We start from the raw sequence: 24,139 nt of genomic DNA, 5'->3' as shown, positions 1-24,139 counted from the left end.
CGAGGCCGCACGTAACCACAGACGCGGTCAAGACCCGGAAAGTTGCCTGCCAGGTCGATCAATTTAGCGATGCGACGCAACCTCGACAACCCGCTTCCGGCGCAATATGTCCGGCATGACAATCGATGGCCGATTTGTCGGCACGACCGTGATCAGAGCGACGTTTCACGAGGTGGGACGGGCCCACGACGTACGCCGGAAATAGGCTTTTTGTCGTGAACCCGTCCCTGGACCGCATCGGTCAGCGGACGCGACGCCGATCCCCGAGCATGTCGTCCAGCGGCACGTCGGACGACTGTTTGGCGGTGATCGACGCCGGCACGCCGGCCCAGCGACGCAGCAGAGCCGTGGCCGCCGCCGAGTCCTCCGGGGCCAACTTGGCGATGTTCGCACCGTGGTTCGCACCCGGCGCGACGAACAGCGCGGAGTCCCGCTTGCTCGGGGTGAACCGCTCGGCGCTCCACGGGTCGTTCTGACCGTAGACGAAGAGCATCCGCTCCGACGCCGTGCGCACCCAGAGGTCGACGTCGATCATCGGCACCGGGTTGTGCTTGCGGCGCAGCTCCGGCGGCAGCGACGAGTTCGCGGTGTAGAGCCCGGGGTAGTGACGCAGACCGCGCAGATGCTCGAAGCGCAGGCTCGGCCAGCCGAGCTGGCTCGCCGCCTGGTAGTAGTACGGCCAATAGGGCTCCAGGCCCTGATCGGTGTAGAAACTCCAGCCGGCGACGGTGTCGATCCACGTGTAGATCTCGTCGTCGGAGGCGGTCGCCGCGGGCACGGTCGCGCAGTCCGCGGCCGTGCTGTACTGCCAGAACGCCCACACCGAGTCGAGCACCGTCATCTCGAACGAACGGTCCGCGGTCCCGATCGAGCCGCTGAACGTCCAGCCGTTCGCGGCGGCGTCCGCCACCAACCGGGGCACGAGCCGGTCCCGCCGGCGCAACGCCTCCTGCTGAACGCCGTCGAGCGTCGCGCGGCACCCGGCCGTGCCGACGGTGTCGAAGAAGGTGTCGTAGGCGGAATCCTCCGGGTTGATCACGTCGTCCGGCGCCACGTAGGCGACCACGCCGTCCACGTCACCCGGGTAGAAACGGCGGTGATAGACCGAGGTCATGCCACCCTTGCTACCACCGGTCTGGATCCACTTGGCGGCGTAGACGCTCTTCAGCGCGGAGACGATCCGGTGCTCGTCGGACGCCTCCTGCCAGATGTTCAGATCCGACCAGTCGGCCGGTGCCGGGCGCGACGGCGTGAAGAACCGGTGCTCGACCGACACCTGGTTGCCGCCCAGCAGGGCGGCCGGCTCGGTCTGCGTCGGCCGCGGGTCGGCCGCCAGCCCGTAACCGTTGGTGTAGAGCACGGTCGGCGAAGCGGTCGACCGGTGCAGCAGCGTCAGCCGCTGCTCGAACGAACCGGCCTTCGGATGCCGGTGATCGGCCGGCTGGCGGTAGGTCAGCACGAAGAACCGGTATCCGGTGCCTTGAGTCTCGGAGACGACGGTGAGGCCGGGAATCGCCGCTAGCCGGTCCAGCAACGGGTCGTCCGCGGCGTGCGCGGCGGTGGCCGGCGACAGAATCATGAGGACGGAGGCGAGAATTGCCACGATGCGAGATCTCACGCCCGTCACCATATCGACGAGCAGCGATCACAGAAAGCGCCACCGGTCGATGAGTGAGACTCACGAGCGGCGATTGATCGCGTACGGCCGTGGAGCGCCGCGCCGGCGCCTTGTCAAGCGCGTCCACAGCGGAGGGTTGTCCACAGGCGGGCGGCGTGATCTTGGAGCGGCGCGCGACAATGGTCGTGGGTTCGCCCCCCGGTGGTGGGTGGGGACTCCGTGGTGGGAGCCGGTCGCCGCACGAAGATCACCGCACGGCCTCGCCCGACGCCCCGGTGGTTTCGCCCCGGCTGTTCGGGCCGCGCGTGACCTGGCGGCCCACTCCCGGTGGCTCCGCCGGTCCCGTGAGTGACACGCCGCGAGGCCGCGGCCCTATCCCGGTGGCTGCCGCGCTCCCGGCCCCGGCCGGGTCTCACCGTGGTCATGCGGCACGAACAACCACGGTGAGAACCGGCCGGAAACTCGCGGCGCGCTGCGGCCCGGTGCCGGGGTCAGCTCGCGGGCACGACGGGCGGGCGGGTCCTCACGGCGTACCGGGAAATGGGGTTGATCCTGGCGGCAGGAAAGGCGGCCCGGGACCGATCGGCGAGGTGCTGACTGTCAGCGGGGGTCCGGGGCGGGGTCGTCGCGGAGGCGGCTGTAGAGGTAGCCGTCGCGCCACTGGCCGGCCCGGAACTCGCACGAGCGGATCACACCCTCCAACTGGAACCCGGCCTTGACCAGCGATTTCTGCTCGGCGAGGTTCTCCGGGTGGGTCCCGGCCTGGATCCGCGGCAACGGCGTGTGCGTGAACAGGTAGTCGCAGAGCATCGCCTGCGCCCGCCACCCGATGCCCTGCCCGCGCCGTTCGGGAAGCAGCGCGATGCCGATCTCCCAGCACGCCGTGGTCGCCGGGTTGCCGAAGTGGCGCTGTCCCCACGCCACGAATCCGGTGGTGACCTGGTCCTTCTCGACGATGAGCCGGCTGCTGGTGCCGCCGAGGTACCCGTCGGCGGCGTACCGCCGGGCCGGTTCGTGCGGGTCGGTGAAGCCGCCCCAGTCGAGCCCGACCAGGCCGGGTTCGGTCACGAACCGGCGCAGCAGGGGCAGGTCGTCCTCGGTCACCGGTCGCAGCACGACAGTCATGGTGCCGATCGTAGGGTGTTCAGGCGGCGTGCAGCACGTCCTGGACGGCGATCTCGGCGGCCGGCACCGGACGGGCGTAGTGGTAGCCCTGCCCGCGCTCGCAGCCGATGCCTCGTAGCAGCGCGCCCTGCCCGGGGGCTCGATGCCCTCGGCGACCGTGGTCAGTTCCAGGCTGCGGGCGAGTTCGACGACGGCCCGGACCAGTGCGATCTGCCGGGTGTCGCGTTCGTCGGCCGGCATCAGCGAACGGCCGATCTTCAGCGTGCCGATCGGCGGATCGCGCAGGTGGGCCAGGGACGAGTAGCCGGTGCCGAAGTCGTCGACGGCGATGCGGATCCCGTCGGCGCGCAGCGACTCGAGGTGGGCGGAACACGTCGATCACGGAGAACCGCGGCCCGTCCGGGCCGAGCCACGGCGCGCCGACGACGAGGATGCCGGCGACCGCCAGGACCCCTCACGCCGCAGGACTCCGCACCACGCACCCGCTTCCGCCGCGAATGCCGCCTGTCGCCCGTGTCATCGGCACCCGACCGGCCGGCATGAGGGCAACCGGGCCGGTCGCGCCCCGGTAGGGTGGGCCGGTGCCGAAGACGCATCGATATCAGGCCACGGTGACCTGGACCGGGAACACCGGGACGGGCACCAGCGGATACCGCGACTACTCCCGCGCGCACGACATCGCCGGGGACGGCAAGGCGCCGATCGCCGGCAGTGCCGATCCCACGTTCCGCGGTGACCCGGCCCGGTGGAACCCGGAGGAGCTGCTACTGGTCGCGCTCTCCCAGTGCCACATGCTGTCGTTCCTGCACGTCTGTGTCACGGCGGGCGTCGTGGTCACCGCGTACACGGACGAGCCGCAGGGCACCATGACCACCACCGCGGACGGCGGCGGCAGCTTCGACGAGGTGGTCCTGCGGCCCCGCGTGACGCTGGCCGGCCCGGTTCGGGCGGGACTGCTCGACGAGCTGCACGAGCGGGCGAACAAGCTGTGCTTCATCGCGAACTCGGTGAACTTCCCGGTCCGGCACGAGCCCGGTCCGGTCGCCTGACTCACTCGGTGCGGGCGTGGGCCGGGCCGGTCACCCTCCTCAGCAGCGGCATCGTGGACAGGATCACCGCGGTCGAGGCGAGCAGGCCGCCGGCCACGATCAGGTAGTACTCCGGGCCGGGCGCGTGCAGGTCGTATTGCATCTGCGAGCGCAGGAACAGGTGCGCGGTCAGGAACCCGGCCCCGGCCGCGACCACGGAGACCGCGACCAGCGGCACCCCGGACTCCAGCGCGACCACGCCCCGCAGCTCGGCCAGCCGCACCCCGGTCAGGCGCAGCATCGCGAACGGGCGCTGCCGCTCGGAGAGGCCCCCGGCGACGCTGACCGCGAGGCTGCACCCGGCGATCACCAGACTCGAGATGACGGCGACGTCGGCCAGCCGCTGGAACTGCGACAACTGACGCGTGAAGTCACCGGCGTAGTCGGCCTGGGTGCCGGCGCCTCGCCCGTACGGGAAAAGGGTGTTGAGGGTCGTGCGGGCACGCTCGATCGCAGCCGGTGAGCCGTCGGTCGCCACCAGGACGTCGATCACCGGCAGGCCGGCCAGCTGATCGGGGGTCTGTGTCGCGGCGGGCCAGACCGGGCCGGTCGTCGTGCCTGTCATCGACGCCGGTTCGGTGAGGTCGGGGAACACCTCGGCCACCGTGGCTCCGGGCGGGCAAGTCCCGGCGCCGCGGATACCGGCCAGCTCGGCGCAGGCGATCAGACCGGGCAGCCGGTGGAACTCCGGGCTCTTGTCCGGGTTGGCCCGGATGAGGTGGGCACCGAGCGCGGGGGGCAGGTGCAAGCGGTCGGCCGGGACCCCGGCGTCGTCCGGGCCGGTGGCGACCGACACCACGTCGTGGGCGGCGACTCCGGCGCCCCCGCCGCCGCGCTCGGCCACGATCGTGGTGATCACACCGGTGGCGGTGCTGGTCACGAAGAGCGCCAGCATCAGCCCGCTGACCGCGCGGAACCCGGCCCGCGGGTCGTCGGCGAGCCGTCGTCCCGCGATCAGCGTGGCCGGGCGCCGCGCCCGCCGGGCCAGCAGCCGCGACCCGGCCATGGTCAGCCACGGCCCGGCGATCATCAGCCCGATCATCACGCCGAAGATCCCGGCCAGGTAACCGATCGTCTGCCCCTCCCGGGTCTGCGGGCGGTTCCCGACCAGGTACGCCAGCTCGGCCAGCGCGACCAGCAGGGGGATCGCCCGCCACGCCCGCGGCGGCTCGGGCGTGACCCGGCGGGTGACGCCGAGCGGGGAGATCCGCACCCGGCGCAGCGCGACCCGGGCGGCCACGGCCGCGGCGAGCGGGACGCCGGCCGCGACGACCAGCACGTCGGTGAGGGTCAGGGACAGGTCGCCGGGGAAGAACGGCTCCCCGGTGAACGGGATCCGGGCCAGGCCGGCGCGGATCGCGAAGAACACCCCGAACCCGGCCAGGGTGCCGGTCAGCGCGGCGGCGGCCGACTCGACGACGGCGAGCCGGGTGATCTGACGCGGGGTGGCGCCGACCAGCCGCATCGCCGCGAACCGCTGCTCCCGGCGCGCGGCGGAGAGGCGGGTCGCCGTACCGATGAAGATCAGCAGGGGGAAGAGTAGGGCCGCGGCGACGACCGAGAGGGTCAGGACGATGCCGTTCGCGCCGATGCCGACGACGCAGCCGTGGCACTCGTCCGGTGAGATGGTGACCATCCGGGTGATCTCGGTGACGCCGGCGATGCGACTCACCTCCTCCTTCGTGCCGCCGACGACCACGATCAGCGACTCCGGCGAGGGCAGGGCGTCGTCGCCGAGGACGGCGGTCTGCCGGCCGGGGAAACGGTCGCGCAACTGATCGGCCGGATGGTCGCGCAGCAGCCGGTCGAGGGCGGGGGAGACGTAGTACTCCCCGGGGCCGGGCAGCGCGCTCATGCCGGGCGGGACCGGGCCGTCGGGGCCGGAGACGGCCACGTCGATCCGGACCGTCGGATGACCGTGGAAGTAGTCCTCGCGCGCCGCCCACAGCACCGGGTCGCGGGCCTCGGGACCGGTCGCGGCGCTGGTCACGCCGCTGTTCAGCCACGGGTAGCGCATGTTCTGCGCGTGCACCGCGTTGATCCCGGCGACGGTGGCCAGCAGCATCCCGACCCCGACGGCGACCGCGGCGGCCAGCACGGCGAGGCGCACGACGGCCTCCCGGCCACCGGCGACGGCGAGACGAAGACCGAGACCGATCACGGGGCGACCACCTCGGCGGACGTGGTGACGCGACCGTCGCGGACCATGACCTTCCGATCGGCGTACGCCGCGACCCGCGCGTCATGCGTCACCAGCACCACGGTCGTGCCCTGCTCGCGGGCGGTCGCCACCAGCAGGTCCATCACCTGCTCGCCGGTGAGCGAGTCGAGCGCGCCGGTCGGCTCGTCGGCGAAGAGCACCTTCGGGCTGTTGACCAGCCCCCGGGCGAGGGCCACGCGCTGGGCCTGCCCGCCCGACAGCTCGCCGGAGCGCCGGTTGTCGAGCCCGTCGATGCCCAGCCGGCCGAACCACTCCCGGGCCTGCCGGATCGCGGCGTCACGGCGCACCCCGCCGAGCAGCAGGGGCAGGGCGACGTTCTCGGCCGCGGTCAGCTCCGGCACCAGCTGACCGAACTGGAACACGAACCCGAACCGGTCACGACGCAGTTCACTGCGGTCGTTCTCGGAAAGATCATTGAGGCGTACGCCGTCGCAGGTGATCTCCCCGGCATCCGGCACCAGGATCCCGGCCAGGCAGTGCAGCAGTGTCGACTTGCCCGACCCGCTGGGCCCCATCACGGCGACGACCTCGCCCGGCGCCACGCTCAGATCGACGCCGCGCAGGGCGGGGGTCGCGCCGAACGACAGCTCCACCCGGTGGGCGGCGAGCGCGGCGGTCACGACGTCACCGGCCGGATCTCGGTGCGCAGCGCGTCCAGCCGGGCCGCGGTCATGTCGACCCAGCGCAGGTCGGCCTCGAGGTGGAACAGGGCGTGGTCGGCCAGCATCTTCTCGATCAGCCCACCGGTCTGCTTGACCGCGGTCAGTTCGCGCATCCGGGCCAGGTGGGCGCGGCGCTGCCGGTCGAGGTAGGCCTCGGCCGGCCGGTCCAGCATCAGCGCCAGGACCACCTTGGTGAACAGGATGCTCTGCAGGTGCGGCTCGGGGGCGACCGGGTCGGCCAGCCAGGTGTTCACCTCGGTCGCGCCCTGCTCGGTGATCACGTAGCGCTTGCGCTCGGGGCCGTCGCCGGGGGAGACCTCGTCCATCACCACCTTGCCGTCCCGGGTGAGCCGGCTCAGCGTCGCGTAGACCTGCCCGAACGGCAGCGACTTGCCCACACCGAAGAAGGTGTCGTAGTCGCGCTTCAGGTCGTAGCCGTGGCTCGGTGCCCGTTCCAGCAGGCCGAGCAGTGTCAGAGGAACACTCATGGAAATTACTATACGCTGAGAGTATACGCCGAGTACATATAGGCTCGGCGGGGATCGCCCCCGGATTTCAGCCGCCGGCCACTCACGGCCGGCCCGCCCCGGCCGAACAGGGAACCGGCACCCGCCGACAGGCGGGACGAGGGAGAGGTGGGCCGTGTCCCTACGGCAGTCGATCGCCCGCACCGGGGTGTTCACCGTGCTGTACGTGCTCGCCACCTGGGCCGGCCGCCTCACGATCATGGACGGCACCAACCTCAGCCTGGTCTGGCCCGCCGCCGGGATCGGCGCGATCTGGTTCATCTGCCAGCGCTCGTCCCGGTGGCGGCTGCTCGACGCCGCCGCGATGGCCGCCGTGACCATGGTCGTCAACGTGCTCACCGGCGCCGGTGCCGCGCTGGCCGGCTTCTTCGTGGTCGCGAACCTGGTCCAGGCCGGGATGTTCGCCCACCTGTTCCAGCGCTGGCTGCCCGGCCTGTGGGGCAGCGGCGGCACCGCGCACGTGGCCCGCCCGCAACACCTGTGGCGGCTGGTGTGCATCGCCGTCCTCAGTACGTTCTGCGGCGCGCTGATCGGCCCGACCGGCGTCTGGCTCGTCAACGGCCACTACTCGGGGCCGGCCGCCGCGGTCTGGATGGCCCGCAACTCGGCCGGCATGCTCCTGATCGGCATCGCCGGTCTGCGCCTGGGCGCCGTCGGCCGGCAGGTGACCGGCGCCCGCCTGGTCGCCATCGCCCGCTCGACCCCCGGCCGCACGTGGGCCGAAGGCGTCGCGCTGCTGATCGTCTCCGCCGTCGCCTACCTGGGCGTCTTCGCCTTCGACCGAGGCGTGCCGCTCGCCTTCGTCCTGCTCACCCTGACCGTCTGGGCCGCCACCCGGATGAACACCACGTTCGTGATCCTGCACGACCTCGCCTTCGGCAGCCTGGCCGTGGTCTTCACCCTGCACGGCGACGGCCAGTTCGCCGCGATCGCCGACCACACCACCCGGGCCCTGGTCTCGCAACTGTTCGTCGCGGTCGTCGCCGTGGTCGGCCTGGCTGTCGCGCTCGGCCGGGACGAACGCGCCGCCCTGCAGAAGGCTGCCGCGGAACAGGCCCGGATGTTCGGCACCGTCATCGACGCGATGAGCGAAGGCCTGGCCGTCATCGCCGCCGACGGCTCGTTCCTGCTGAAGAACCCGGCCAGCACCGCGCTGATGGGCGGCCGGGGCAGCACCACCGGCCGGGTCGCCGACAACAGCTACTACGGGCTGCTGCACCTCGACGGCACGCCGATCGGGCCGGGCGAGCTGCCGTACCAGCGGTCCCTCGCGATCGGCGACCCACAGCAACTGGACATCCTGGTGCGCAACCCGGACGTCCCGGAGGGCCGCATCCTGTCGGTGCGGGCCACGCCGCTGCCGATCGACCTCGACGGGCGGCGCTACGCGGTCAGCGTCTTCTCCGACGTCACCGCCGAACGCCGGCACCGCGACGAACTGGCTGCCTTCGCCGGGGTCGTCGCCCATGACCTCTCGAACCCGCTCACCAGCGTCGAGGGCTGGTCGGAACAGGTCGCGGAACTGCTCGGCCCGGACGCCGGGGCGGCCGCCGACGGCATCGCCCGAGTACAGCGGGGCGCCGCGCGGATGCGCAACCTCATCGTCGACCTGCTCGCGTACGCCACCGCCCGGGACAACGCGCTGACCCTGAGCAGCTTCGACGTCGCGGACGTGGTGGCCGGCATCGCCGTGGCCCGCGTCGACCAGGCCGAGACGACCGGGGCGCCGGTCCCGCGCGTCCGCATCGGCGACCTGCCACCCGTGCACGCCGACCCCGCCCTGGTCCGGCAGCTGCTGGACAACCTGATCGGCAACGCCGTCAAGTACACCGCGCCGGGCGTCGTCCCCGACGTCACGGTCAACGGCCGCCTCGACGGCGAACGGGTTCGCATCACGGTCAGTGACAACGGCATCGGCATCCCGGCCGGGCAGCACGCCACCGTGTTCGAGAACTTTCACCGCGCGCACCGCGACGCCGGGTACAGCGGCACCGGCCTCGGCCTGGCCATCTGCAAACGCATCGTGGAACGCCACGGCGGCACCATCACCGCCGGTGACAACCCGGGCAGCGGGACCACGGTCGGATTCACCCTCCCGGTCGCCGACGTGCCGCTCCCCGCCCCGGTGCCGGAGGTGACGGCCAGTAGGGTGGCGGGATGACGGACGCGGCACGGTCACTGCGGTGGTACGGCGGGCTCGCCGTCCTCTTCTTCGGGGTCCTCCCGGCGGTGATGGTGACTCTGCTGGTCGTCCAGGGCCGCACACCCGCGTCGATGGGCCTGCTGCTGATCCCCGGGATCGGCCTGGTCGTCGCCGCGCTCGTCTACGCGGCCAAGGGCATCACCGGCTCGGACCCGGAGCTGAGCGCCCGCTGGATGCAGCGCAGCATGGCCCTCGTCGCCGGAGCGGACCTGGTGCTGCTCGGCGGCAACGCCCTGATCCGGATGGCCGCCGGCTGACTGTACAGACGCTGATGGCCAGGCGGCGGTATGTGGCGCGGGGCGTTCCCGGCGGTTACCGGATCTGGGACAACCACGCCCGCCGCTGGTGGGGCGACCTCTACGAGCTGTGCCCGGATGACCTGCTCACCGAACTGAACGGCGACCGCGACCCCGGCCGCATCACCGCGCTGCTCCGCGTCCACCGCCGCCGCACCCGATAGACAATCGAGGTCGACCTCTGCGCGGGATGCACGGCGAGTTCCCGGCCGGATCCCGTCGCCGGCGCCGGTCACGACCGCGAGGCGGCCGCTCGCGGGGTCCGGCGCGAGCAGGAGACCGCCTGCTCCTGCACGTACGGGCTGATCGGTGACAACGCCGGCCAGTTGCCGGGGTTCTCCGGTTCGCCGGGGTTCGCCGTGATCGGGGCGAGTGGTGGGGCGGGCGGCATCCCGTCGTCCGAGTCGTGCAGCGGCACTGTGGGCATCGTGCGTTTCCGTCTGCGAGATGCGTTCCGCTGTCGCCCGGTCGGGTGGGCGTCGCCGTGAGCGGATCGGGCGGCACGCAGGCAGCTAGCCGGCGGAATGCCACGGCCGGAGCGTCCACGGCAGGGCGGAAAAGGTAAACCGTTTACTTGTCCGGGGAGCTCATTACGGCGTACCCCCGGTGATCTTCATTCGGGGTTTTGTTTCCTCCAGGCATGCCATTGCCTGGAGGAAAGCGCGTTACTCCGCGGGGCGGCGGGTGAGGACCTGCGGCCCGTCCTCGGTGACCGCCACGGTGTGCTCCGAGTGCGCGGTCCGCGACCCGTCGGCCGACCGGATCGTCCACCCGTCCTTGTCGTACTTCACCTTGTCGGTGGTCGCACACAGCCATGGCTCGATCGCGATCGTCAGCCCCGGCTGCAACCGGATGCCGCGCCCGGGCCGCCCGTCGTTGTGGATGTGCGGCGCCTCGTGCATGGTCCGGCCGACGCCGTGCCCGCCGAACTCCAGGTTCACCGTGTACCCGAACTCGCGGGCGACGGCGCCGATCGCGGCCTCGATGTCACCGAGGCGGCCACCGGGTCGAGCGGCGGCGATGCCGGCTTCGAGGGCGACCTCGGTGGCCTCGATCAGCCGCAGGTCGGCCTCGGCCGGCGTGCCCGCGATCACCGAGACCGCGGAGTCGGCGACCCAGCCGTCGATCGCCACCGCCATGTCGATGCTGAGCAGGTCGCCGTCGCGCAACGTGTACTTGTGGGGGAGCCCGTGCAGCACCGCGTCGTTGACCGACAGGCACAGCACGTTGCGGAACGGCCCCCGCCCGAACGAGGGCGAATAGTCCCAGTAGGACGACACCGCGCCGCGCTCCTTGATCCGGCCGCGGGCGTGGTGTTCCAGATCCATCAGGTTGACGCCGACCTGGGTCAGGCCGGCCAACTCCGCCAGCAGCTCGCCGACGAACTGCCCGGTCACGGCCATCCGGGCGATTTCCCCGGGCGCCTTGAGCTCGATCACGTTGATCCCTCCCTATGCGGTATAGTTATACCACCACCGGAGAGGAGACCGATGATCCGCCCACCGCTCACCCCGGACCTGATCGCCGCCGGCCGGCGCCTCGGCGCCGCCCTGCGCGCCGCCCGTGGCACCCGCAGCCAGGCCGAGATCGCCCTCGCCGCCGGCATCTCCCCGGAAACCCTGCGCAAGATCGAGGGCGGCCGGGTGCCGACACCGGCCTTCGGCACCATCGTCTGCCTCAGCGAGGTCCTCGGCATCCCCCTGGCCGACCTCGCCGACGCCTGGCTCACCGCGGTCCCGTTCGACGAGCAGAGATCAACCCCCGTTTCCCGTACGGCGTGAGCCGCCCTTGCCTTGCGAAGGCACGGGCTCGCGTGAGTGCGCCGCACGTCCGGCCGCGACTCCGGGAGATGCGCTGCGGAGCGCGGGCGCAGCCACCGCGCAACCGGGCGCTCCGGGTCCACCGGTTGCCGCTCAGCGCTCCGGGTCCACCAGTTGCCGCTCAGCGCTCCGGGTCCACCAGCTGCCGCTCAGCGCTCCGGGTCCACCAGCTGCCGCTCAGTGCGCCGGCTCAGTGCGCCGCGATGTTCACCGCATGGTTCAGCGCGCCGGGGTCGCCACCGCGCGCGGCAGTCAGTGCTCTGGAGTCGCCACTGCGTGCAGCAGGAAACCGACGAGCTCGCGCGCGTGGTCCGCGGCGCGAGCCGTAAGTGCGGCCCTCTCCTCGGGCGGGGTGGTCAGCGCGTGCATCATCGCGCCGCCCGCGAGGGTGTCCAGGAGCAGGGTCACGGACGTACCCCCGGGAAGCTCTTCGCGGTGGATCCCGCGCCGGATGATGTCCCGGGCGGCCGCGATCTGCTCGGTCCGCAGGCGTGCGTAGTGCTCGGCGATGCCCCCGATCGAGGCCGCCTCCAGATTGAGCCGCAGCGCCGCCTTGCTGCACGGCCCGGCGTAGAGAGTGATCATCTGGGTGGCCAGCTCGACCAGGTCGCCGTGCAGGGTGCCCGTGTCGACGTCGCTGATCCGCGGCAGGCCGGCCGTCAGGGCATCGGTGAGCAGCGCCTCCTTGCTGCTCCAGCGCAGGTAGAGGGTGGCCTTGCCGATCCCGGCGCGGCGCGCGACCGGTTCCATCGCGAACCCGGCCCACCCCGCGTCGCCGAAGACGTCCAGCGCCGCCTGGGTGATCCGCCGATCCACGCCGGGGTCCCGCGGGCGCCCCGGCCCGGCCGCCGTCGTACTGCTCATCGCGGCCACCCTCCGTATTCCTGAACGCCTCCCGTCAGGTTACAACCGGCTCGTGGCCGATCGTCGCCCATCCGTCGCTGCGCCCGGGACGGAAACCATGCCGGCCTCCGGCCCGTCACCCCGGGTGCCGGTCCCGCACCGGCCCGGTCCGGCGCGCATCGGTCCGGCCCGGTCCGGCGCGCATCGGCCCAGCTCGGCCTGGTCCGGCGCGCATCGGTCCGGCCCGGTCAGGTCGCCGGGGTGGTGCGGGTCTTCAGGTCCTCGTCGGTGACGGGGCGGACGACGCGGCAGGGGACACCGACCGCCACCGTCATCGGCGGGATGTCGCGGCTGACCACGCTGCCGGCGCCGATCACCGAGCCGTAGCCGATGCGCACGCCCGGCAGCACCACCACGTTGCTGCCGATCCAGACCTTGTCCTCGATGACGATCGGCTCGGAGAAGCGGCGGAAGTCCTCCCTCAGGTCGGGGTGGATCGGGTGGCCGGTGGTGGTCAGCGTGACCCCGGGCGCGATCATGACGCCGTTGCCGATGCGGATCTCGACGTCGTCGACGAACGTCAGGTTGACGTTGCCGAAGAAGTCGTCGCCGAGGTGCACGTTGCTGCCGAATCCGGCGTGGAACGGCGACAGCAGCACGGTTCGCGCGCCGACCGACCCGAGGATGCGCTCCAGCAGGTCGCGCCGCCGCCCGGTGTCGCCGGGCCGGGTGTTGTTGTACTCGAAGACCAGGTCGGTGCGGCGCAGCGGGTCCTGGAACGACGCCTCCGACTCGGTGTGGAGCAGCCCTTGCCGGATCCGCTCCCGCACCTCGTCGTGGTTCTGGTTGATCTCCACCCGCCCGTGTCTACCACAGCACCGCCGGTCAGCGGCATCCATAGGCGGCTATTGACGTGATTGACGAGCGCGGATAGCGTGGCGATCACCACCGCGTTAAAACGTTTCATTTCTCGCCCGTTCCGGGAGCGTCGCCGGCCGGCGTCGGCGCTGTCGCAGCCGATTCGTCGCCGGCGGCACCACCCTGGGAGTCACCGATGAAACGTCGTGCCGTCATAGCGCTCGGGGCCGCCGCCGTCGCGCCCTGGCCCTCCGCCGTCGCAGCGTCCGCCGCGAACCCGGCCCCGGCGGAGAAAACTGCCGGGTTCCTGGCCACCGAGGTCAGTGACGGGGCGAAGTTCCGGTGGTGGTGGCCCCACGGCCTGGTCGACCCGGTGGAGATCGCGCGGGAGGTCGACCAGATCGCCGACGCCGGGTTCGCCGGGGTGGAGATCCAGGACGTGCACCACAGCGTGAAGTTCGACCTCGATCCGGCCGGGCACGGCTGGGGCACCGGCCCGTGGCGCGACGCCGTCGAGTCGGCGCTGCGCCAGGCCGGGCGGCGCGGGCTGACCGTCGACCTGGCGGTGGGTCCGAGCTGGCCGGCCGCCGTCCCCGGCATCACGCCGGACGATCCGGCCGCCGCGAAGGAACTTTTCCACACCGTCACCCCGTTCACCGGCAGCATCACGGTGCCGGTGGCGGCCGAGACTTTCGCCGTCCAGATCGCCCGCCTGGTGTCGGCCGGGGTCCTCGACCCGGCATCGGTGCAGACTTTGGAGCCGGTGAACGGGCAGGTCACGGCCACGGTGCCGGACGGGAACTGGCTACTTCTCACCTACCTGGTCCGCGGCTCGGGGCAGCAGCCGGAGGGCGGCCCGCACACCGACCCGCCGTCCTACGTGGTCGACCACTTCAGCCCGGCCGGCACGAAGGCGATCCGCGACGCGTGGAACGAGCACGTCCTGACGCCCTCGATCCGGCGACTGCTCCGGGACGCCGGCGGAGACCTGTTCGAGGACTCCCTGGAGCTCGAGACCGACTGGACGCTCTGGACGCCGGCCCTTCCCGCCGAATTCGCCGAACGCACCGGCACCGAGCTGCTGCCGGTGCTCCCGGTGCTGCTCGCCCCGAAGGGCAAGTACCTCTACGCGTTCGGCAGTGACGCCACCAACCACCTGCGGGACGCGTTCAACCAGGTGCTCTCCGACCTCTACCACGAGCACCACCTGCTGCCGCTGCGGGATTTCGCGCACTCGCTCGGGCTGAGACTGCGCGCCCAGCCGTACGGGCTGTCCACCGACGCGATCCGCAGCGCCACCCTGCTCGACGTTCCCGAGGGTGAGTCGCTCGGCTTCAAGAACCTGGACGACTTCCGGGTGCTCGCCGCCGCCCGGGACATGGCCGGCCGGAGGATTCTTTCCTGCGAGGCGGCCGCGTACGCGAACGGGGCCTACAGCACCACCTGGAACAAGGTGCTGCAGACGATGGGCAGCGTCTTCGCCGGTGGCGTCAACCAGGCGGTGCTGCACGGATTCGCGTACCGGGACGCGCCCGGCGCCGCGTGGCCCGGTTTCGCCGCGTTCTCGCCCTACAACGGCAACGGCATCGGTTACGCCGAGGCGTGGGGCCCGCGGCAGCCGACCTGGCGGCACGTCGGCGGGGTGGCCGGCTGGTTCCGCCGTACCCAGAAGATCCTGCAGGCCGGCACCGCGCGTGCGGACCTCGCATTCTTCCGGCAGAAAGGTTTCACCGCGACCGGGATCGGCGCGCCGTGGGCCACCAACGACGGCATCCCGATCGGCTGGACGCACGGTTTCGTCGACGAGGCGTCGCTGTCGCTGCCGGCGGCGAAGGTGCGTGACGGCCGGCTGGGCCCGCCGCGCTACAAGGCGGTGATTCTCGATGGCGACGTGTTCCGGGGCAAGGACCACACCCTGTCGGTACGGGCCGCCCGCCGACTCGTGGCGATCGGCCGCGCCGGCCTGCCCGTGGTCGTCGTCGGCGACTGGGCGGATGTGCACCCGGTTGCGCTGCAGCCGCCGCTGGCTCAGCTCCTGGCCCTGCCCGGTACCCGGGTCGTCGCTGATCAGACCGGCATCCCGGCCGCACTGGAGGCCCTCGGCGTGCGGCGCGACGTCGAGTACGACCGGTCGTCGCTGATGACCGTCCACCGTGTCGACGGCGACCTCGACCACTACTACCTGGCCAATGCCCGCCACGCCGAGAACCGGGTGATCACCGCGATCGACCAGGACGTCTGGCTGACCACGACGTCGCGGACGAGCGTGCCGGTCGAGGTCGACGCGTGGACGGGGGAACGGCGCGGCCTGCCGTACACCCGGGTCGGGAATCGACTGCGGATCCACGTCACGCTGCAGCCCGGTCAGTCGCGGCTCGTCACCTGTCAGCGGCAGAGAGTCTCCGTCGCCACCCGCACGTTCACCGGCGCCGAGACGCCGCTGACCGGCTGGGCCCTCGAGGTCGAGGACTGGCAGCCGACCGGCGTGACCACGCACCGCCTGACGCTCGACGGCCTGGTGCCGTGGTCGTCGATCCCGGAACTCGCCGACGTCTCCGGCGTCGGCCGGTACCGCACCACGGTCGACGCCGGTGCCGGGGGACGGGCGTCGCTGGTGCTCGGCAAGGTGGTCGACACCTGCCGGGTCCGGCTGAACGGGCGCCTGCTGCCCCCGATCGACGTCCTCGAACCGGTCGTTGATCTGACGCTCGGGCCCGGCCGGAACACCATTGAGGTGGAGGTGGCGACGACGCTGCTCAACCGTCTGCGCACGACCAGCCCGGCCGTGTTCGGCGTCGCCGCCCGGCAGGCGTACGGCCTGCTCGGCCCGGTCTCCCTGAGGTGGTACCGATGAGACGCCGCACGTTCTCGCCTCCGGGCGACGCTCGCCGACGTGCCGCCGGCCGTTCCCGATCAGGCCGCCGAAGCATCGCCGCTCGCCGGCGCCGCGGTGAGCGAGCCGGCCCCGACGCCGACGAGGACTGACCGGCCGGCCTACACCGCCCGCCACTGCGCCGGCGTCACCGCATGCTCGGCCCGGAACCGCTTGATGAAGTAGCTGACGTCCGGATAGCCCACGCGCCGGCTGATCGCCGCCACCGTCAGATCAGTTTCGGACAGCAACATCCGAGCCTCCTGCAACCGCCGCTGCGTGATCCACTGCTGCACGGTCCGCCCGGTCTTCCGCCGCACCACGGTCGTCAGGTGGTTGCCGGTCAGCGCCAGTTCGGCCGCGATGTCCGCCAGCGAGATCCCTTCGTGATACCGCTGCTCGATCAGGTCGAACACCGCCCCGAGCAGCGGTTCCTCGGCCGACCGCAACTGGTCCCCGACGTCGGCCGACAGCCGCGCCAGACCGACCAGCAACAGGGTCAGATGTGCGATCGACGCCTCCCGATACCCGTCGGCCCGTGTGCGGACCTCGGCGTCGAGCGCCGCGAACCGCCCCATCCAGGCCTCCCGCTCCTCAGGCGGGATCCGCAGGCGCTGCGCCCGCTCCGCGCCCCGCGCGAACGGGAACAGCAGCGGATGCGAGCGCCACGAGGCATAGGCGCCGGAGCGCACCAGTTCGGCCGGGAACCACACCACCCAGCCGTCGTCGGCGATCCGGTCCGCCGCGCCGAACCCGATCACCTGCCCCGGCGCGAACACGAACAGATCACCATCGGACACCGTCCACTGGCGCCCGTCGATCCGGACGTCCGATTCGGCCCGATGCGTGTAGCACAGCACGAGGAAGTCGTGCGCATGCTCGGCGATCCCCGGTTGCGGCACGGCACCGGGCAGTCGCGCCGACCCGATCGGCAGTTCCGCGGCCGAGCGACCGAAACCGTAGACCGTCACGCCGTCCCCGGTCCGCCCGACCGGAACCGAGAATTGTCGGATCATCTCCGCGAATTCGCCGCTGTGCGCGTCATTCTCCGCCACGAAGCTGAGAGTACGACCGAGTTTCGTCGGATACCAGGAGCGTGACATGACCCAGCAGACGTATCTTCCCGCCGCCGGACTGCGCTGGCTGCTGCCCCTCTACGACCCGTTCTGCCGCCTCGCCGGCGTCCAGCGCATCCACCGGCAGCTGATCGAGCACGCCGCCCCGCGCCCCGGGCACCGCGTCCTGGAGATCGGGTGCGGCACCGGCACGCTGCTGACCGCGCTCGCCCGCACGCATCCCGGTGTCGAGGCGATCGGCATCGATCCCGATCCGGCTGCGCTGCGCCGCGCCCGGCGCAAGGCCGCCAGGAACCAGATCAAAGTCAACTTCCAGCGTGCGTACGCCGGAAGCCTCCCCCTGCCCGACGCGAGCGTCGACCGGGTCCTCTCCGCCCTGATGCTGCACCACCTGGAAAGGGCCGAGCACGAGCGCGCGCTGCGCGAGGCCCGCCGCGTGCTGCTCCCCGGCGGCGAACTGCACGTCCTCGACCTCGTCGCCGACCACGTGCGCCCGTCCCGCCTGGCCGCGACCGAACCTGATCGGGTCCTCACCGCCATGTTCGACGCCGGCCTGACCCAGCCGGTGGAGCTCGCCCGGGCCCGCGTCGCCTTCGGTCGCGTCGTCTTCTACCGCGCCTCCGCCTGAGCCGCGGGCCGCACCGGGATCGGAGCCGGCCCAGGAAGCGCAGCCCGCCCGGCGTCGCCGGGCCCGCCTTTCCGTCCGGCGGGAAGCGCGCCGTGCGGAGGGCGCCGCGCGGAGGGCGCCGTGCGGAGGGCGCCGCGCGGAAGGCGCCGGCAGTGGGGCCGGGCCGGACGCGGCGCGGGCCGGCACGTCCGGAGGAGACGTACCGGCCCGCGCCTTGCGGGGGAATCAGGACGGGATCAGCAGGTGGGCTCGCCGGACTGGGCCGGCAGGCTGACCGCGTTCCACGCGGCCTTGACCGCGTTGAACTGGGTGCAGCTGCCCGGGTACAGGTTCTTCGCGGCCTGCAGCGTCCACACCCGGTACTTGGCGTAGGACGAGCTGGACGTCTTCAGCAGCATCGCGTTGTACATGATCTTGATGGCGGTCTGGATGCCGACGCCGGTCACCGTCGAGCTGTTGCAGGTCGGGCTGGCCGGCTGCCCGTTGCCGCCGCTGCCCTGCGCGAGCAGGTAGAACCAGTGGTTGCCGGGCCCGGCCGCGGCGTGCACCTCCTGGCTGGGCGTACTGCTGGAGTAGCAGTTGCTGTCACCGGCGAGCGACGGGTTGTACATGTAGCGGATCGGACCGCTGCCGACCAGGTTGACCTCTTCGCCGACCTGGTAGTCCGGCGGGTCGTTGGGGTTGTTGGCGTACCACTCGGTGGCCGCGCCGAACGTGTCGGCGACGAACTCCTGCGTGCCGCCCTTGGAGATGCCGCCCGGCGTCTTGTCGTCGATGCCGTGGCCCAGTTCGTGACCGACCACGTCGGCCGAGGAGATCCACTTACCGGCGGTGTTCTTGCCGATCTGGACCTGCGTGCCGTCGTAGTACGCGTTCTGGTCGTTGAGCCCGACCCGGATCGGCCACGCCGCGCCGGAACCGTTCTGGGCGTTGCGGCCCAGCCACGAGGACAGCATCGCGACCTGCTTCTGCGCGACGTAGAGCGCGTCGACGCAGCCGGTCTCCTTGTTGGTGCCGGTGCCGTTGCCCCACACGTTGTCCGAGCCGGTGAACGTCGCCTTGGTGGACGCGTCCTGGCAGCTCAGGTTCGTGACGGTGGGGTCCTTGAGCGAGTACGTCGAGCCGGAGAGCGTGGTGTTCAGCGACACCGAGCCGTTGATCCAGCCGGTGCCGGTGCCGGTCACCTCGGTGACGTGTTCCTCGGTGCCGAGCACCCTCCCGGTGACCGCGTCCACGTCGACGGTGAGGCGGCTGACGCCGTTCGCGCCGGTGCCGTTGACGGTGGTCTCGTAGGCCAGTTTCGCGGTGTCGCCGGCGATCACCACCAGCGACGTGCCCTCGACCCCGGTGACGGTCTTGAGTTGCGCCTTCGCCGTGGCGACGGCGGTGCTCGCGGTCACCTTGGCGGTGGTCGACAGCTCCCCGATCGGGTTGCTCTGCGCCACCGAGGTGTAGCGGGTCTGCCCGGCGCTGTCGGTGACGACGACCAGGTCACCGCCCTTGACCGCGAGCCCCTTGTAGGTGCGGTCGTAGGCCGCGTAGGTCAGGCCGGCCGACTGGACGACCTGCCGCCGCTGGAAGGCGTCGTGCGAGCCGGCGTGCAGGGCGGCCGGCCGGGCCGCGATCATGGAGTCGGCGGCCGCCACGGCGTCGACGGCCGGCGCGGACGGCTGGGCCGCCGCCGGACCGGTGGCCGCGACCAGCGCCGAGGCGGCCGCGGTGCCGACGGCCAAGCCGACGACCAGGGATTTTCGTGCCATATCGGAACTCCTTTCCCGCCCGCGGGGGTAGGGGGGCGGGTTGGTCCTCCGGTCCGGCGGGGTAGCCGTACCGGGTGAGTCAGGAGTGACGATATATATGCAGGTCTATTGACGGAATAGGGAAAACCCTAAGGATCAACCCGATTTGCGCGTACGCCGTCAGTCGCCCCGGACGTTGCCCAGTTCCCGGTTCCCCCACAAAAGGGGCATAGCCCTGCATAGCCTGGACGCCGACCGCGTCCTCGCCCGAAGGGAACCAGCCGTGCGCCGCCTACTGACCCTGACCCTCGTGGCCACCGGCCTGCTCACCCCCGCGCCCGCCGTCGCCGCCCCGGCCGCCGGGACCGCGGTGGTGACCGCGGCGAGCAGCCCGCGCGACGATCTGTCGGGGCACCGCTATCGCAGCCCCGGCAGCGCCAGCATCTACCTGGTCGACCCGGAGGGATACGCCCGCGCCTTCCCGGACATCGCCACCTACTCGAACTTCTACGGCGACACCGACGACGTCGAGGTCGGCTACGACCTGGATGACATCAGCCGCGGCCCGGCCTTCAGCCGCGACGCCTACCTGCTGCGCGTCCTCGGTGACGACGACGTCTGGCTGGTCAGCGACGACGTCCGCCGCCGCGTCACCTGGCGCGCCCTGGACCGCTACGGCTTCGACGCCGACCGCGCCCGCGAGGTCCCCTGGGGCGCCGCGGACGAGATCCCGGAAGGCCCGGTCTGGCGCTGACCGCCGGTCACTCCTCCAGGTGCTGCCGCCACTGGTGCAGGCCGTCGGCGAGCTGGTCCAGGGTCTGCCGGGGCAGCGCCGCGCCGAGTTCGGTCACCGCGGCCGCGAAGGTGGGCAGCGCCGCGGCCAGGGCCTGCTCGCCGGCCGGGGTCAGGAGGAGCAGGGACGAGCGCCGGTCGTCGGGGTTGGCGCGGCGTTCGCACCAGCCGCGGGCGACGAGCCGGTCGACGGCCTTGCTGGTGGCGCCGACGGTGATGTCGACCTCGTGGGCGATGTCGTAGACCCGGCAGACCGGGCGGCCGCCGATGATCCGCAGGAACTCCAGGGAGCCGAGCGGCATGTCGTGCCCGGCCCGCAGGCGTGCGTCGATGCGGTTGTAGAGCCGCGTCTCGGTGCGCACCAGGTCGGTGAAGAGCGTCGTGGCGTCCGTCACAGAGCTACGTCCATTCATGGGAATTAGCTTCGAAGGAATCTACTTTGATTCCTAGGAAGTCATTTTCTCATGGAGGCCGACATGAACCGACAGCAGCAGCGCGACGCCGTCCGGGCTGCCCTGGCCGCCGGTCCGCGCGAGCGCGGCACCGTGCAGCAGGAACGGGCCGGGTTCGAGGCGTTCGGGACCGCCCGCCCCCTCGCCCCCGGAGTGACCGCCGGCGAGGTGACCGTGGCCGGGCGCCCGGCGGTGCGACTGCAGGCCGGCACGAGTCGCACCGTGCTGCTCTACCTGCACGGCGGCGGCTACGTCGTCGGCTCGGGCCGCACCGGCGCACGGCTCGCCTCGGCGCTGATCGCCCGCACCGGCGGCACCGCGTACTCGCTGGACTACCGGCTCGCGCCCGAGCACCCGTTCCCGGCCGCGGCCGACGACGCGCTCGCCGCGTACCGGGAACTGCTGCAGACCACGGCGGCCGAGGACGTCCTGGTCGCGGGCGACTCGGCCGGCGGCGGGCTCGCGGTCACCACCCTGGTCGCCGCGCGCGAGGCCGGCCTGCCGCAACCGGCCGCCGCCGCGGTGTTCTCGCCGTGGACCGACCTCACCCTCAGCGGCGACAGCATCCGCACCCGGGCCGCGGCCGACCCGCTGTTCACCGCCGCCGCGCTGCGCTGGTACGCGGACCACTTCACCCCGGAGCCTGCCGCCGCCCGTGCGGCCAGCCCGATCTTCGCGGACCTGTCCGGGCTCGCGCCGCTGCTGGTCCAGGTCGGCTCCGACGAACTACTGCTCGACGACGCCGTACGCCTGGCCACGCGCGCCGCAGCGGACGACGTCGAGGTGACGCTCGAGGTGGGTACCGGGCTGCCGCACGTCTACCAGTTGAACTTCGGTGACCTCGACGACGCCGACGACGCCCTCGACCGGGCCGGCACCTTCCTGGCCCGCAAACTGCCCGCGACCGCCGGCGCAAGCAAAATTCCAGCAGGCAGGAGCGGTTATGCGGAAGCTGTGACCGTTCTAACCAACCCGGCCTGAGACGGAAGAAACCGGCTGCGCGGGGGCTTGTCGCGATTGTGGCCGAAACTCAGACCGTAACCCCACCCGACGACGACCTGTCCGCCGGAGAGCTGCTCCCGCCCGGGCGCCGCTTCCGGATCGTGCTCGTGCTCGGCTTCCTCACGGCCCTTGGCCCGCTCACCATCGACATGTACCTGCCGTCGCTGCCGACGATCACCACCGACCTGCACGCGAGCGCCGCCGCCGTGCAGCTCACGCTGACCGGCACGCTGGTCGGCCTGGCCTTCGGGCAGCTGCTGGCCGGCCCGCTCGCCGACGCGCTGGGACGGCGCCGCCCGCTGCTGGCCGGCATCGCGGTGCACGTCCTGGCCTCGGTGCTCTGCGTCCTCGCGCCGAACCTGGCGGTCCTCGGCTCGCTGCGGGTGCTGCAGGGCCTGGGGGCGGCCGCGGCGGCGGTCGTCGCGATGGCGATGGTCCGTGACCTGTTCGACGGGCTGGCCGCGGCCCGCCTGTTCTCCCGGCTGATGCTGGTCGTCGGCGTGGCGCCGATCCTCGCCCCGACCGTCGGCGGCCTGGTCCTCAACTGGACGTCGTGGCGCGGCGTGTTCGTGGTCCTCGCCGTGACCGGCCTGGCCATCATGGCGGCGACCGCCCTGGTGCTGCCGGAGACCCTGCCACCCGCGCGCCGCCGCAACGGCGGTGTGCTCGGCACGGTCCGCGACTACGGCCGGCTCTTCACCGACCGGGTGTACGTCGGCCTGATCCTGGTCGCCGGCCTGGCCATGGCCGCGCTCTTCGCCTACGTGAGCGGCGCGTCCTTCGTCTTCCAGGACGGGTTCGGGATGACCGAGCAGCAGTTCGCCTACGTCTTCGCGGGCGGCGCGGCCGGTCTGATCGCCGCGACGCAGTTCAACGTGCGGCTGCTGCGCCGCTGGACGCCGCAGCAGATCATGGGCGGCGCCCTCGTGGCCGGCCTGCTGTTCGCCGTGGTGCTGCTGATCCTGGCCGGCACCGGGACCGGCGGGCTGGCCGGCATCCTGGTCCCGCTCTGGCTGGTCCTGATCACGGTCGGCCTGGCGATGCCGAACGCCCCGGCGCTGGCCCTCGGCCGGCACGGCGAGGCCGCCGGCACCGCGGCGGCACTGCTCGGTGCGGTCCAGTTCGGCGTCGGCGCGCTGGCCGCACCCCTGGTCGGCGTCCTCGGCGTCGGTGCGGTCGCGATGGCGATCGTGGTCTTCGGCGGCATGCTGGCCGCGACGCTGGTCTGCTTCCTGGTGGTCCGCCCGCACCGCCTCCCCGTCGAGCACGTCGATCAGCCGGTGGTCGCCATGGCCCACTGACCGGGCCACCCTCGCCAGGTCCGGGCGAGGGTGCGGGGCGACCATAGACTCCTGGCTCCACAAAGGAGGGGAGTGGCGTGATCACCGAGCACCTGCGCGACCTGGCCGTGTCCGTGGCGATCTTCGGGTTCTTCGCCTCGACCTGGTTCGGCTGGGCGCAGGAGGCGCCGCCCCCCGCCTGGCGGCGGTGGCTGGGCGCCGCTTCGGTGCTCAGCCTCCTGACCCTCGGGGCCGGCGTGCTGCTCGCCGTCCGGCACCGGCACGGCGGCACCGTCTTCGACGACGACACCAGCCGCACGTTCGGCATCGTCGTCGGCGTCGAGTTCGCCGCGGCCGCCCTCGGCGCGGGTCTGCTGGCCTGGCGCCGGCACGCCGAACTGATGGCGGCGTGGATCGCGTTCGTGGTCGGCGTCCACCTGTTCCCGGTTGCCGCGATCATGGACTACCCGCTCGTGCACGTGACCGGCGCGCTGATCACCGTGACCGCGGCCGCCGCCGTGCCGGTCGCCCGGTCCCGCGGCCTGACCCCCAGCGCCGTCGTCGGCGCCGCGACCGGCCTCGTCCTGCTGGCCACCGCGGTGGTGTCGGCCGTCGCCGCGTAACCGCCGCCCGGCGCCCGGACGTGTGCGCGGGCTCGCTGCCCGCGACGCCGCGCCGAGCCGGGGGGCCCGGACGTGTGCGCGGGCTTGCCCCCGCGAGGCGGTGACGATCGGGCCTCCGAGGTTCGCGCTCGGTCCGGCTCGCGAGGCAGCGACGATCGGGCGCCCGGAGATTCGCGCGCGGGCTCGGCCACGCTGCGGGGTGACGATCGTCTGCTCGGCGGGCAGGCTGTGGGAACGTACGGGGACATCGGGGTGGTCTTCCGGATGGGGATCTTCCGGCGTGGGCCCGGACGGCACGTGTGACGATGGTGCCGTCATGTCCAACTCCTCGCTGGTCCGGGCCGGGATCGGGATCGATTGCCGGGCGCTGTTCCGCAGCGCCCCGGTCGCCCTGCTCGTGCTCGACACCGACTT

At 72.2% G+C, this 24,139-nt stretch carries 23 protein-coding genes and 1 pseudogene; 11 read left to right on the top strand and 13 right to left on the bottom strand.

Annotation, left to right across the window (positions count from 1 at the left end; genetic code table 11):
- Window positions 1-241 precede the first annotated feature (241 nt).
- The 3 genes and pseudogenes from ACH442_RS29115 to ACH442_RS29105 all read right to left on the bottom strand — a co-directional run.
- Window positions 242-1,618, bottom strand: a complete 1,377-nt coding sequence (locus tag ACH442_RS29115; protein ID WP_396341293.1) for a S28 family serine protease — start codon at window positions 1,616-1,618, stop codon at window positions 242-244.
- Between the two features lie 600 nt (window positions 1,619-2,218).
- The gene (locus tag ACH442_RS29110) at window positions 2,219-2,743 is read right to left on the bottom strand and encodes a GNAT family N-acetyltransferase (protein ID WP_396341292.1); all 525 of its coding nucleotides are present in this window, start codon (window positions 2,741-2,743) and stop codon (window positions 2,219-2,221) included.
- 144 nt (window positions 2,744-2,887) lie between these two features.
- Window positions 2,888-3,103, bottom strand: a pseudogene (locus tag ACH442_RS29105) (EAL domain-containing protein); the annotation flags it as partial.
- 221 nt (window positions 3,104-3,324) lie between these two features.
- On the opposite strand from ACH442_RS29105, the gene ACH442_RS29100 reads away from it, so the two are divergent.
- Window positions 3,325-3,792 carry an OsmC family protein gene (locus tag ACH442_RS29100; RefSeq protein WP_396341291.1) on the top strand — a complete coding sequence of 156 codons (468 nt, stop codon included), beginning with the start codon at window positions 3,325-3,327 and terminating at the stop codon, window positions 3,790-3,792.
- Window position 3,793: 1 nt separating this feature from the next.
- Here ACH442_RS29100 and ACH442_RS29095 read toward each other — a convergent pair whose 3' ends face one another.
- Genes ACH442_RS29095 through ACH442_RS29085 form a run of 3 tightly spaced genes read right to left on the bottom strand, consistent with a single transcriptional unit; the run spans window position 3,794 to window position 7,202 of the window.
- Entirely contained in the window at window positions 3,794-5,992 is a 2,199-nt protein-coding gene (locus tag ACH442_RS29095; protein WP_396341290.1) for an FtsX-like permease family protein, read from the bottom strand.
- On the bottom strand, window positions 5,989-6,672 hold the full coding sequence (locus ACH442_RS29090; protein ID WP_396341289.1) for an ABC transporter ATP-binding protein: 684 nt from the start codon (window positions 6,670-6,672) through the stop codon (window positions 5,989-5,991). The genes ACH442_RS29095 and ACH442_RS29090 overlap by 4 nt, the downstream gene beginning before the upstream one ends.
- Complete coding sequence (locus tag ACH442_RS29085) at window positions 6,669-7,202, bottom strand: PadR family transcriptional regulator (protein ID WP_396341287.1); 534 nt, start codon at window positions 7,200-7,202, stop codon at window positions 6,669-6,671. Before ACH442_RS29085 ends, ACH442_RS29090 begins: the two co-directional genes overlap by 4 nt.
- Window positions 7,203-7,356: 154 nt before the next feature.
- Between ACH442_RS29085 and ACH442_RS29080 the strand changes: the two genes are divergently transcribed.
- The 3 genes from ACH442_RS29080 to ACH442_RS29070 are packed head-to-tail and all read left to right on the top strand — an operon-like array spanning window position 7,357 to window position 9,904.
- A complete protein-coding gene (locus tag ACH442_RS29080; protein ID WP_396341286.1) occupies window positions 7,357-9,402 on the top strand; it encodes an ATP-binding protein in 2,046 nt (681 codons plus the stop codon).
- Window positions 9,399-9,701, top strand: a complete 303-nt coding sequence (locus tag ACH442_RS29075; RefSeq protein WP_396341285.1) for a hypothetical protein — start codon at window positions 9,399-9,401, stop codon at window positions 9,699-9,701. Before ACH442_RS29080 ends, ACH442_RS29075 begins: the two co-directional genes overlap by 4 nt.
- Before the next feature lie 14 nt (window positions 9,702-9,715).
- Window positions 9,716-9,904 carry a hypothetical protein gene (locus ACH442_RS29070; protein ID WP_396341284.1) on the top strand — a complete coding sequence of 63 codons (189 nt, stop codon included), beginning with the start codon at window positions 9,716-9,718 and terminating at the stop codon, window positions 9,902-9,904.
- A gap of 68 nt (window positions 9,905-9,972) precedes the next feature.
- Here the strand turns inward: ACH442_RS29070 and ACH442_RS29065 are convergent, their stop codons facing one another.
- On the bottom strand, window positions 9,973-10,167 hold the full coding sequence (locus tag ACH442_RS29065) for a hypothetical protein (protein WP_396341283.1): 195 nt from the start codon (window positions 10,165-10,167) through the stop codon (window positions 9,973-9,975).
- A gap of 238 nt (window positions 10,168-10,405) precedes the next feature.
- Window positions 10,406-11,179 carry a type I methionyl aminopeptidase gene (map, locus tag ACH442_RS29060; protein WP_396341282.1) on the bottom strand — a complete coding sequence of 258 codons (774 nt, stop codon included), beginning with the start codon at window positions 11,177-11,179 and terminating at the stop codon, window positions 10,406-10,408.
- Between the two features lie 51 nt (window positions 11,180-11,230).
- On the opposite strand from map, the gene ACH442_RS29055 reads away from it, so the two are divergent.
- Complete coding sequence (locus tag ACH442_RS29055; protein WP_396341281.1) at window positions 11,231-11,521, top strand: helix-turn-helix domain-containing protein; 291 nt, start codon at window positions 11,231-11,233, stop codon at window positions 11,519-11,521.
- A 291-nt stretch (window positions 11,522-11,812) separates the two neighbouring features.
- Here the strand turns inward: ACH442_RS29055 and ACH442_RS29050 are convergent, their stop codons facing one another.
- Window positions 11,813-12,424: a TetR/AcrR family transcriptional regulator gene (locus ACH442_RS29050; protein ID WP_396341280.1), complete on the bottom strand. Its 612-nt coding sequence runs from the start codon at window positions 12,422-12,424 to the stop codon at window positions 11,813-11,815.
- A gap of 227 nt (window positions 12,425-12,651) precedes the next feature.
- The gene (locus ACH442_RS29045) at window positions 12,652-13,260 is read right to left on the bottom strand and encodes a sugar O-acetyltransferase (RefSeq protein WP_396341279.1); all 609 of its coding nucleotides are present in this window, start codon (window positions 13,258-13,260) and stop codon (window positions 12,652-12,654) included.
- Window positions 13,261-13,457: 197 nt separating this feature from the next.
- On the opposite strand from ACH442_RS29045, the gene ACH442_RS29040 reads away from it, so the two are divergent.
- A complete protein-coding gene (locus tag ACH442_RS29040; RefSeq protein ID WP_396341278.1) occupies window positions 13,458-16,115 on the top strand; it encodes a glycosyl hydrolase in 2,658 nt (885 codons plus the stop codon).
- 140 nt (window positions 16,116-16,255) lie between these two features.
- Here the strand turns inward: ACH442_RS29040 and ACH442_RS29035 are convergent, their stop codons facing one another.
- Window positions 16,256-17,104, bottom strand: a complete 849-nt coding sequence (locus ACH442_RS29035; protein WP_396341426.1) for an AraC family transcriptional regulator — start codon at window positions 17,102-17,104, stop codon at window positions 16,256-16,258.
- A gap of 130 nt (window positions 17,105-17,234) precedes the next feature.
- Here ACH442_RS29035 and ACH442_RS29030 point away from each other — a divergent pair, with 130 nt between their 5' ends.
- Window positions 17,235-17,837, top strand: a complete 603-nt coding sequence (locus ACH442_RS29030) for a class I SAM-dependent methyltransferase (protein WP_396341277.1) — start codon at window positions 17,235-17,237, stop codon at window positions 17,835-17,837.
- 236 nt (window positions 17,838-18,073) lie between these two features.
- Here the strand turns inward: ACH442_RS29030 and ACH442_RS29025 are convergent, their stop codons facing one another.
- Window positions 18,074-19,597, bottom strand: coding sequence for a M4 family metallopeptidase (locus tag ACH442_RS29025; protein ID WP_396341276.1), 1,524 nt, complete (start codon window positions 19,595-19,597; stop codon window positions 18,074-18,076).
- A 262-nt stretch (window positions 19,598-19,859) separates the two neighbouring features.
- Here ACH442_RS29025 and ACH442_RS29020 point away from each other — a divergent pair, with 262 nt between their 5' ends.
- Window positions 19,860-20,330, top strand: a complete 471-nt coding sequence (locus tag ACH442_RS29020; protein WP_396341275.1) for a hypothetical protein — start codon at window positions 19,860-19,862, stop codon at window positions 20,328-20,330.
- Between the two features lie 7 nt (window positions 20,331-20,337).
- Here ACH442_RS29020 and ACH442_RS29015 read toward each other — a convergent pair whose 3' ends face one another.
- Window positions 20,338-20,763, bottom strand: a complete 426-nt coding sequence (locus ACH442_RS29015; RefSeq protein ID WP_396341273.1) for a MarR family winged helix-turn-helix transcriptional regulator — start codon at window positions 20,761-20,763, stop codon at window positions 20,338-20,340.
- A gap of 81 nt (window positions 20,764-20,844) precedes the next feature.
- On the opposite strand from ACH442_RS29015, the gene ACH442_RS29010 reads away from it, so the two are divergent.
- The 3 genes from ACH442_RS29010 (at window position 20,845) to ACH442_RS29000 (ending at window position 23,725) form a co-directional block, all read left to right on the top strand.
- Complete coding sequence (locus ACH442_RS29010) at window positions 20,845-21,801, top strand: alpha/beta hydrolase (protein WP_396341272.1); 957 nt, start codon at window positions 20,845-20,847, stop codon at window positions 21,799-21,801.
- A 38-nt stretch (window positions 21,802-21,839) separates the two neighbouring features.
- Complete coding sequence (locus ACH442_RS29005; RefSeq protein ID WP_396341271.1) at window positions 21,840-23,123, top strand: multidrug effflux MFS transporter; 1,284 nt, start codon at window positions 21,840-21,842, stop codon at window positions 23,121-23,123.
- A 77-nt stretch (window positions 23,124-23,200) separates the two neighbouring features.
- The gene (locus ACH442_RS29000; protein ID WP_396341270.1) at window positions 23,201-23,725 is read left to right on the top strand and encodes a hypothetical protein; all 525 of its coding nucleotides are present in this window, start codon (window positions 23,201-23,203) and stop codon (window positions 23,723-23,725) included.
- Window positions 23,726-24,139: the final 414 nt, after the last annotated feature.

This window comes from Actinoplanes sp. NPDC020271 (assembly GCF_044388125.1).
Lineage (GTDB): Bacteria > Actinomycetota > Actinomycetes > Mycobacteriales > Micromonosporaceae > Actinoplanes.
Note: the sequence above shows the minus strand (reverse complement) of the source record. Positions and strands in the feature narration are given on the sequence as shown.

Bases quoted from the DNA above. Each gene is read 5' to 3' on its own strand.
- ACH442_RS29055 (WP_396341281.1), top strand. From the start codon at position 11,231: ATGATCCGCCCACCGCTCACCCCGGACCTGATCGCCGCCGGCCGGCGC.
- ACH442_RS29010 (WP_396341272.1), top strand. From the start codon at position 20,845: ATGAACCGACAGCAGCAGCGCGACGCCGTCCGGGCTGCCCTGGCCGCC.
- ACH442_RS29110 (WP_396341292.1), bottom strand. From the start codon at position 2,743: ATGACTGTCGTGCTGCGACCGGTGACCGAGGACGACCTGCCCCTGCTG.
- ACH442_RS29065 (WP_396341283.1), bottom strand. From the start codon at position 10,167: ATGCCCACAGTGCCGCTGCACGACTCGGACGACGGGATGCCGCCCGCC.
- ACH442_RS29025 (WP_396341276.1), bottom strand. From the start codon at position 19,597: ATGGCACGAAAATCCCTGGTCGTCGGCTTGGCCGTCGGCACCGCGGCC.
- ACH442_RS29030 (WP_396341277.1), top strand. From the start codon at position 17,235: ATGACCCAGCAGACGTATCTTCCCGCCGCCGGACTGCGCTGGCTGCTG.
- ACH442_RS29040 (WP_396341278.1), top strand. From the start codon at position 13,458: ATGAAACGTCGTGCCGTCATAGCGCTCGGGGCCGCCGCCGTCGCGCCC.
- ACH442_RS29050 (WP_396341280.1), bottom strand. From the start codon at position 12,424: ATGAGCAGTACGACGGCGGCCGGGCCGGGGCGCCCGCGGGACCCCGGC.
- ACH442_RS29075 (WP_396341285.1), top strand. From the start codon at position 9,399: ATGACGGACGCGGCACGGTCACTGCGGTGGTACGGCGGGCTCGCCGTC.
- ACH442_RS29085 (WP_396341287.1), bottom strand. From the start codon at position 7,202: ATGAGTGTTCCTCTGACACTGCTCGGCCTGCTGGAACGGGCACCGAGC.
- ACH442_RS29070 (WP_396341284.1), top strand. From the start codon at position 9,716: ATGGCCAGGCGGCGGTATGTGGCGCGGGGCGTTCCCGGCGGTTACCGG.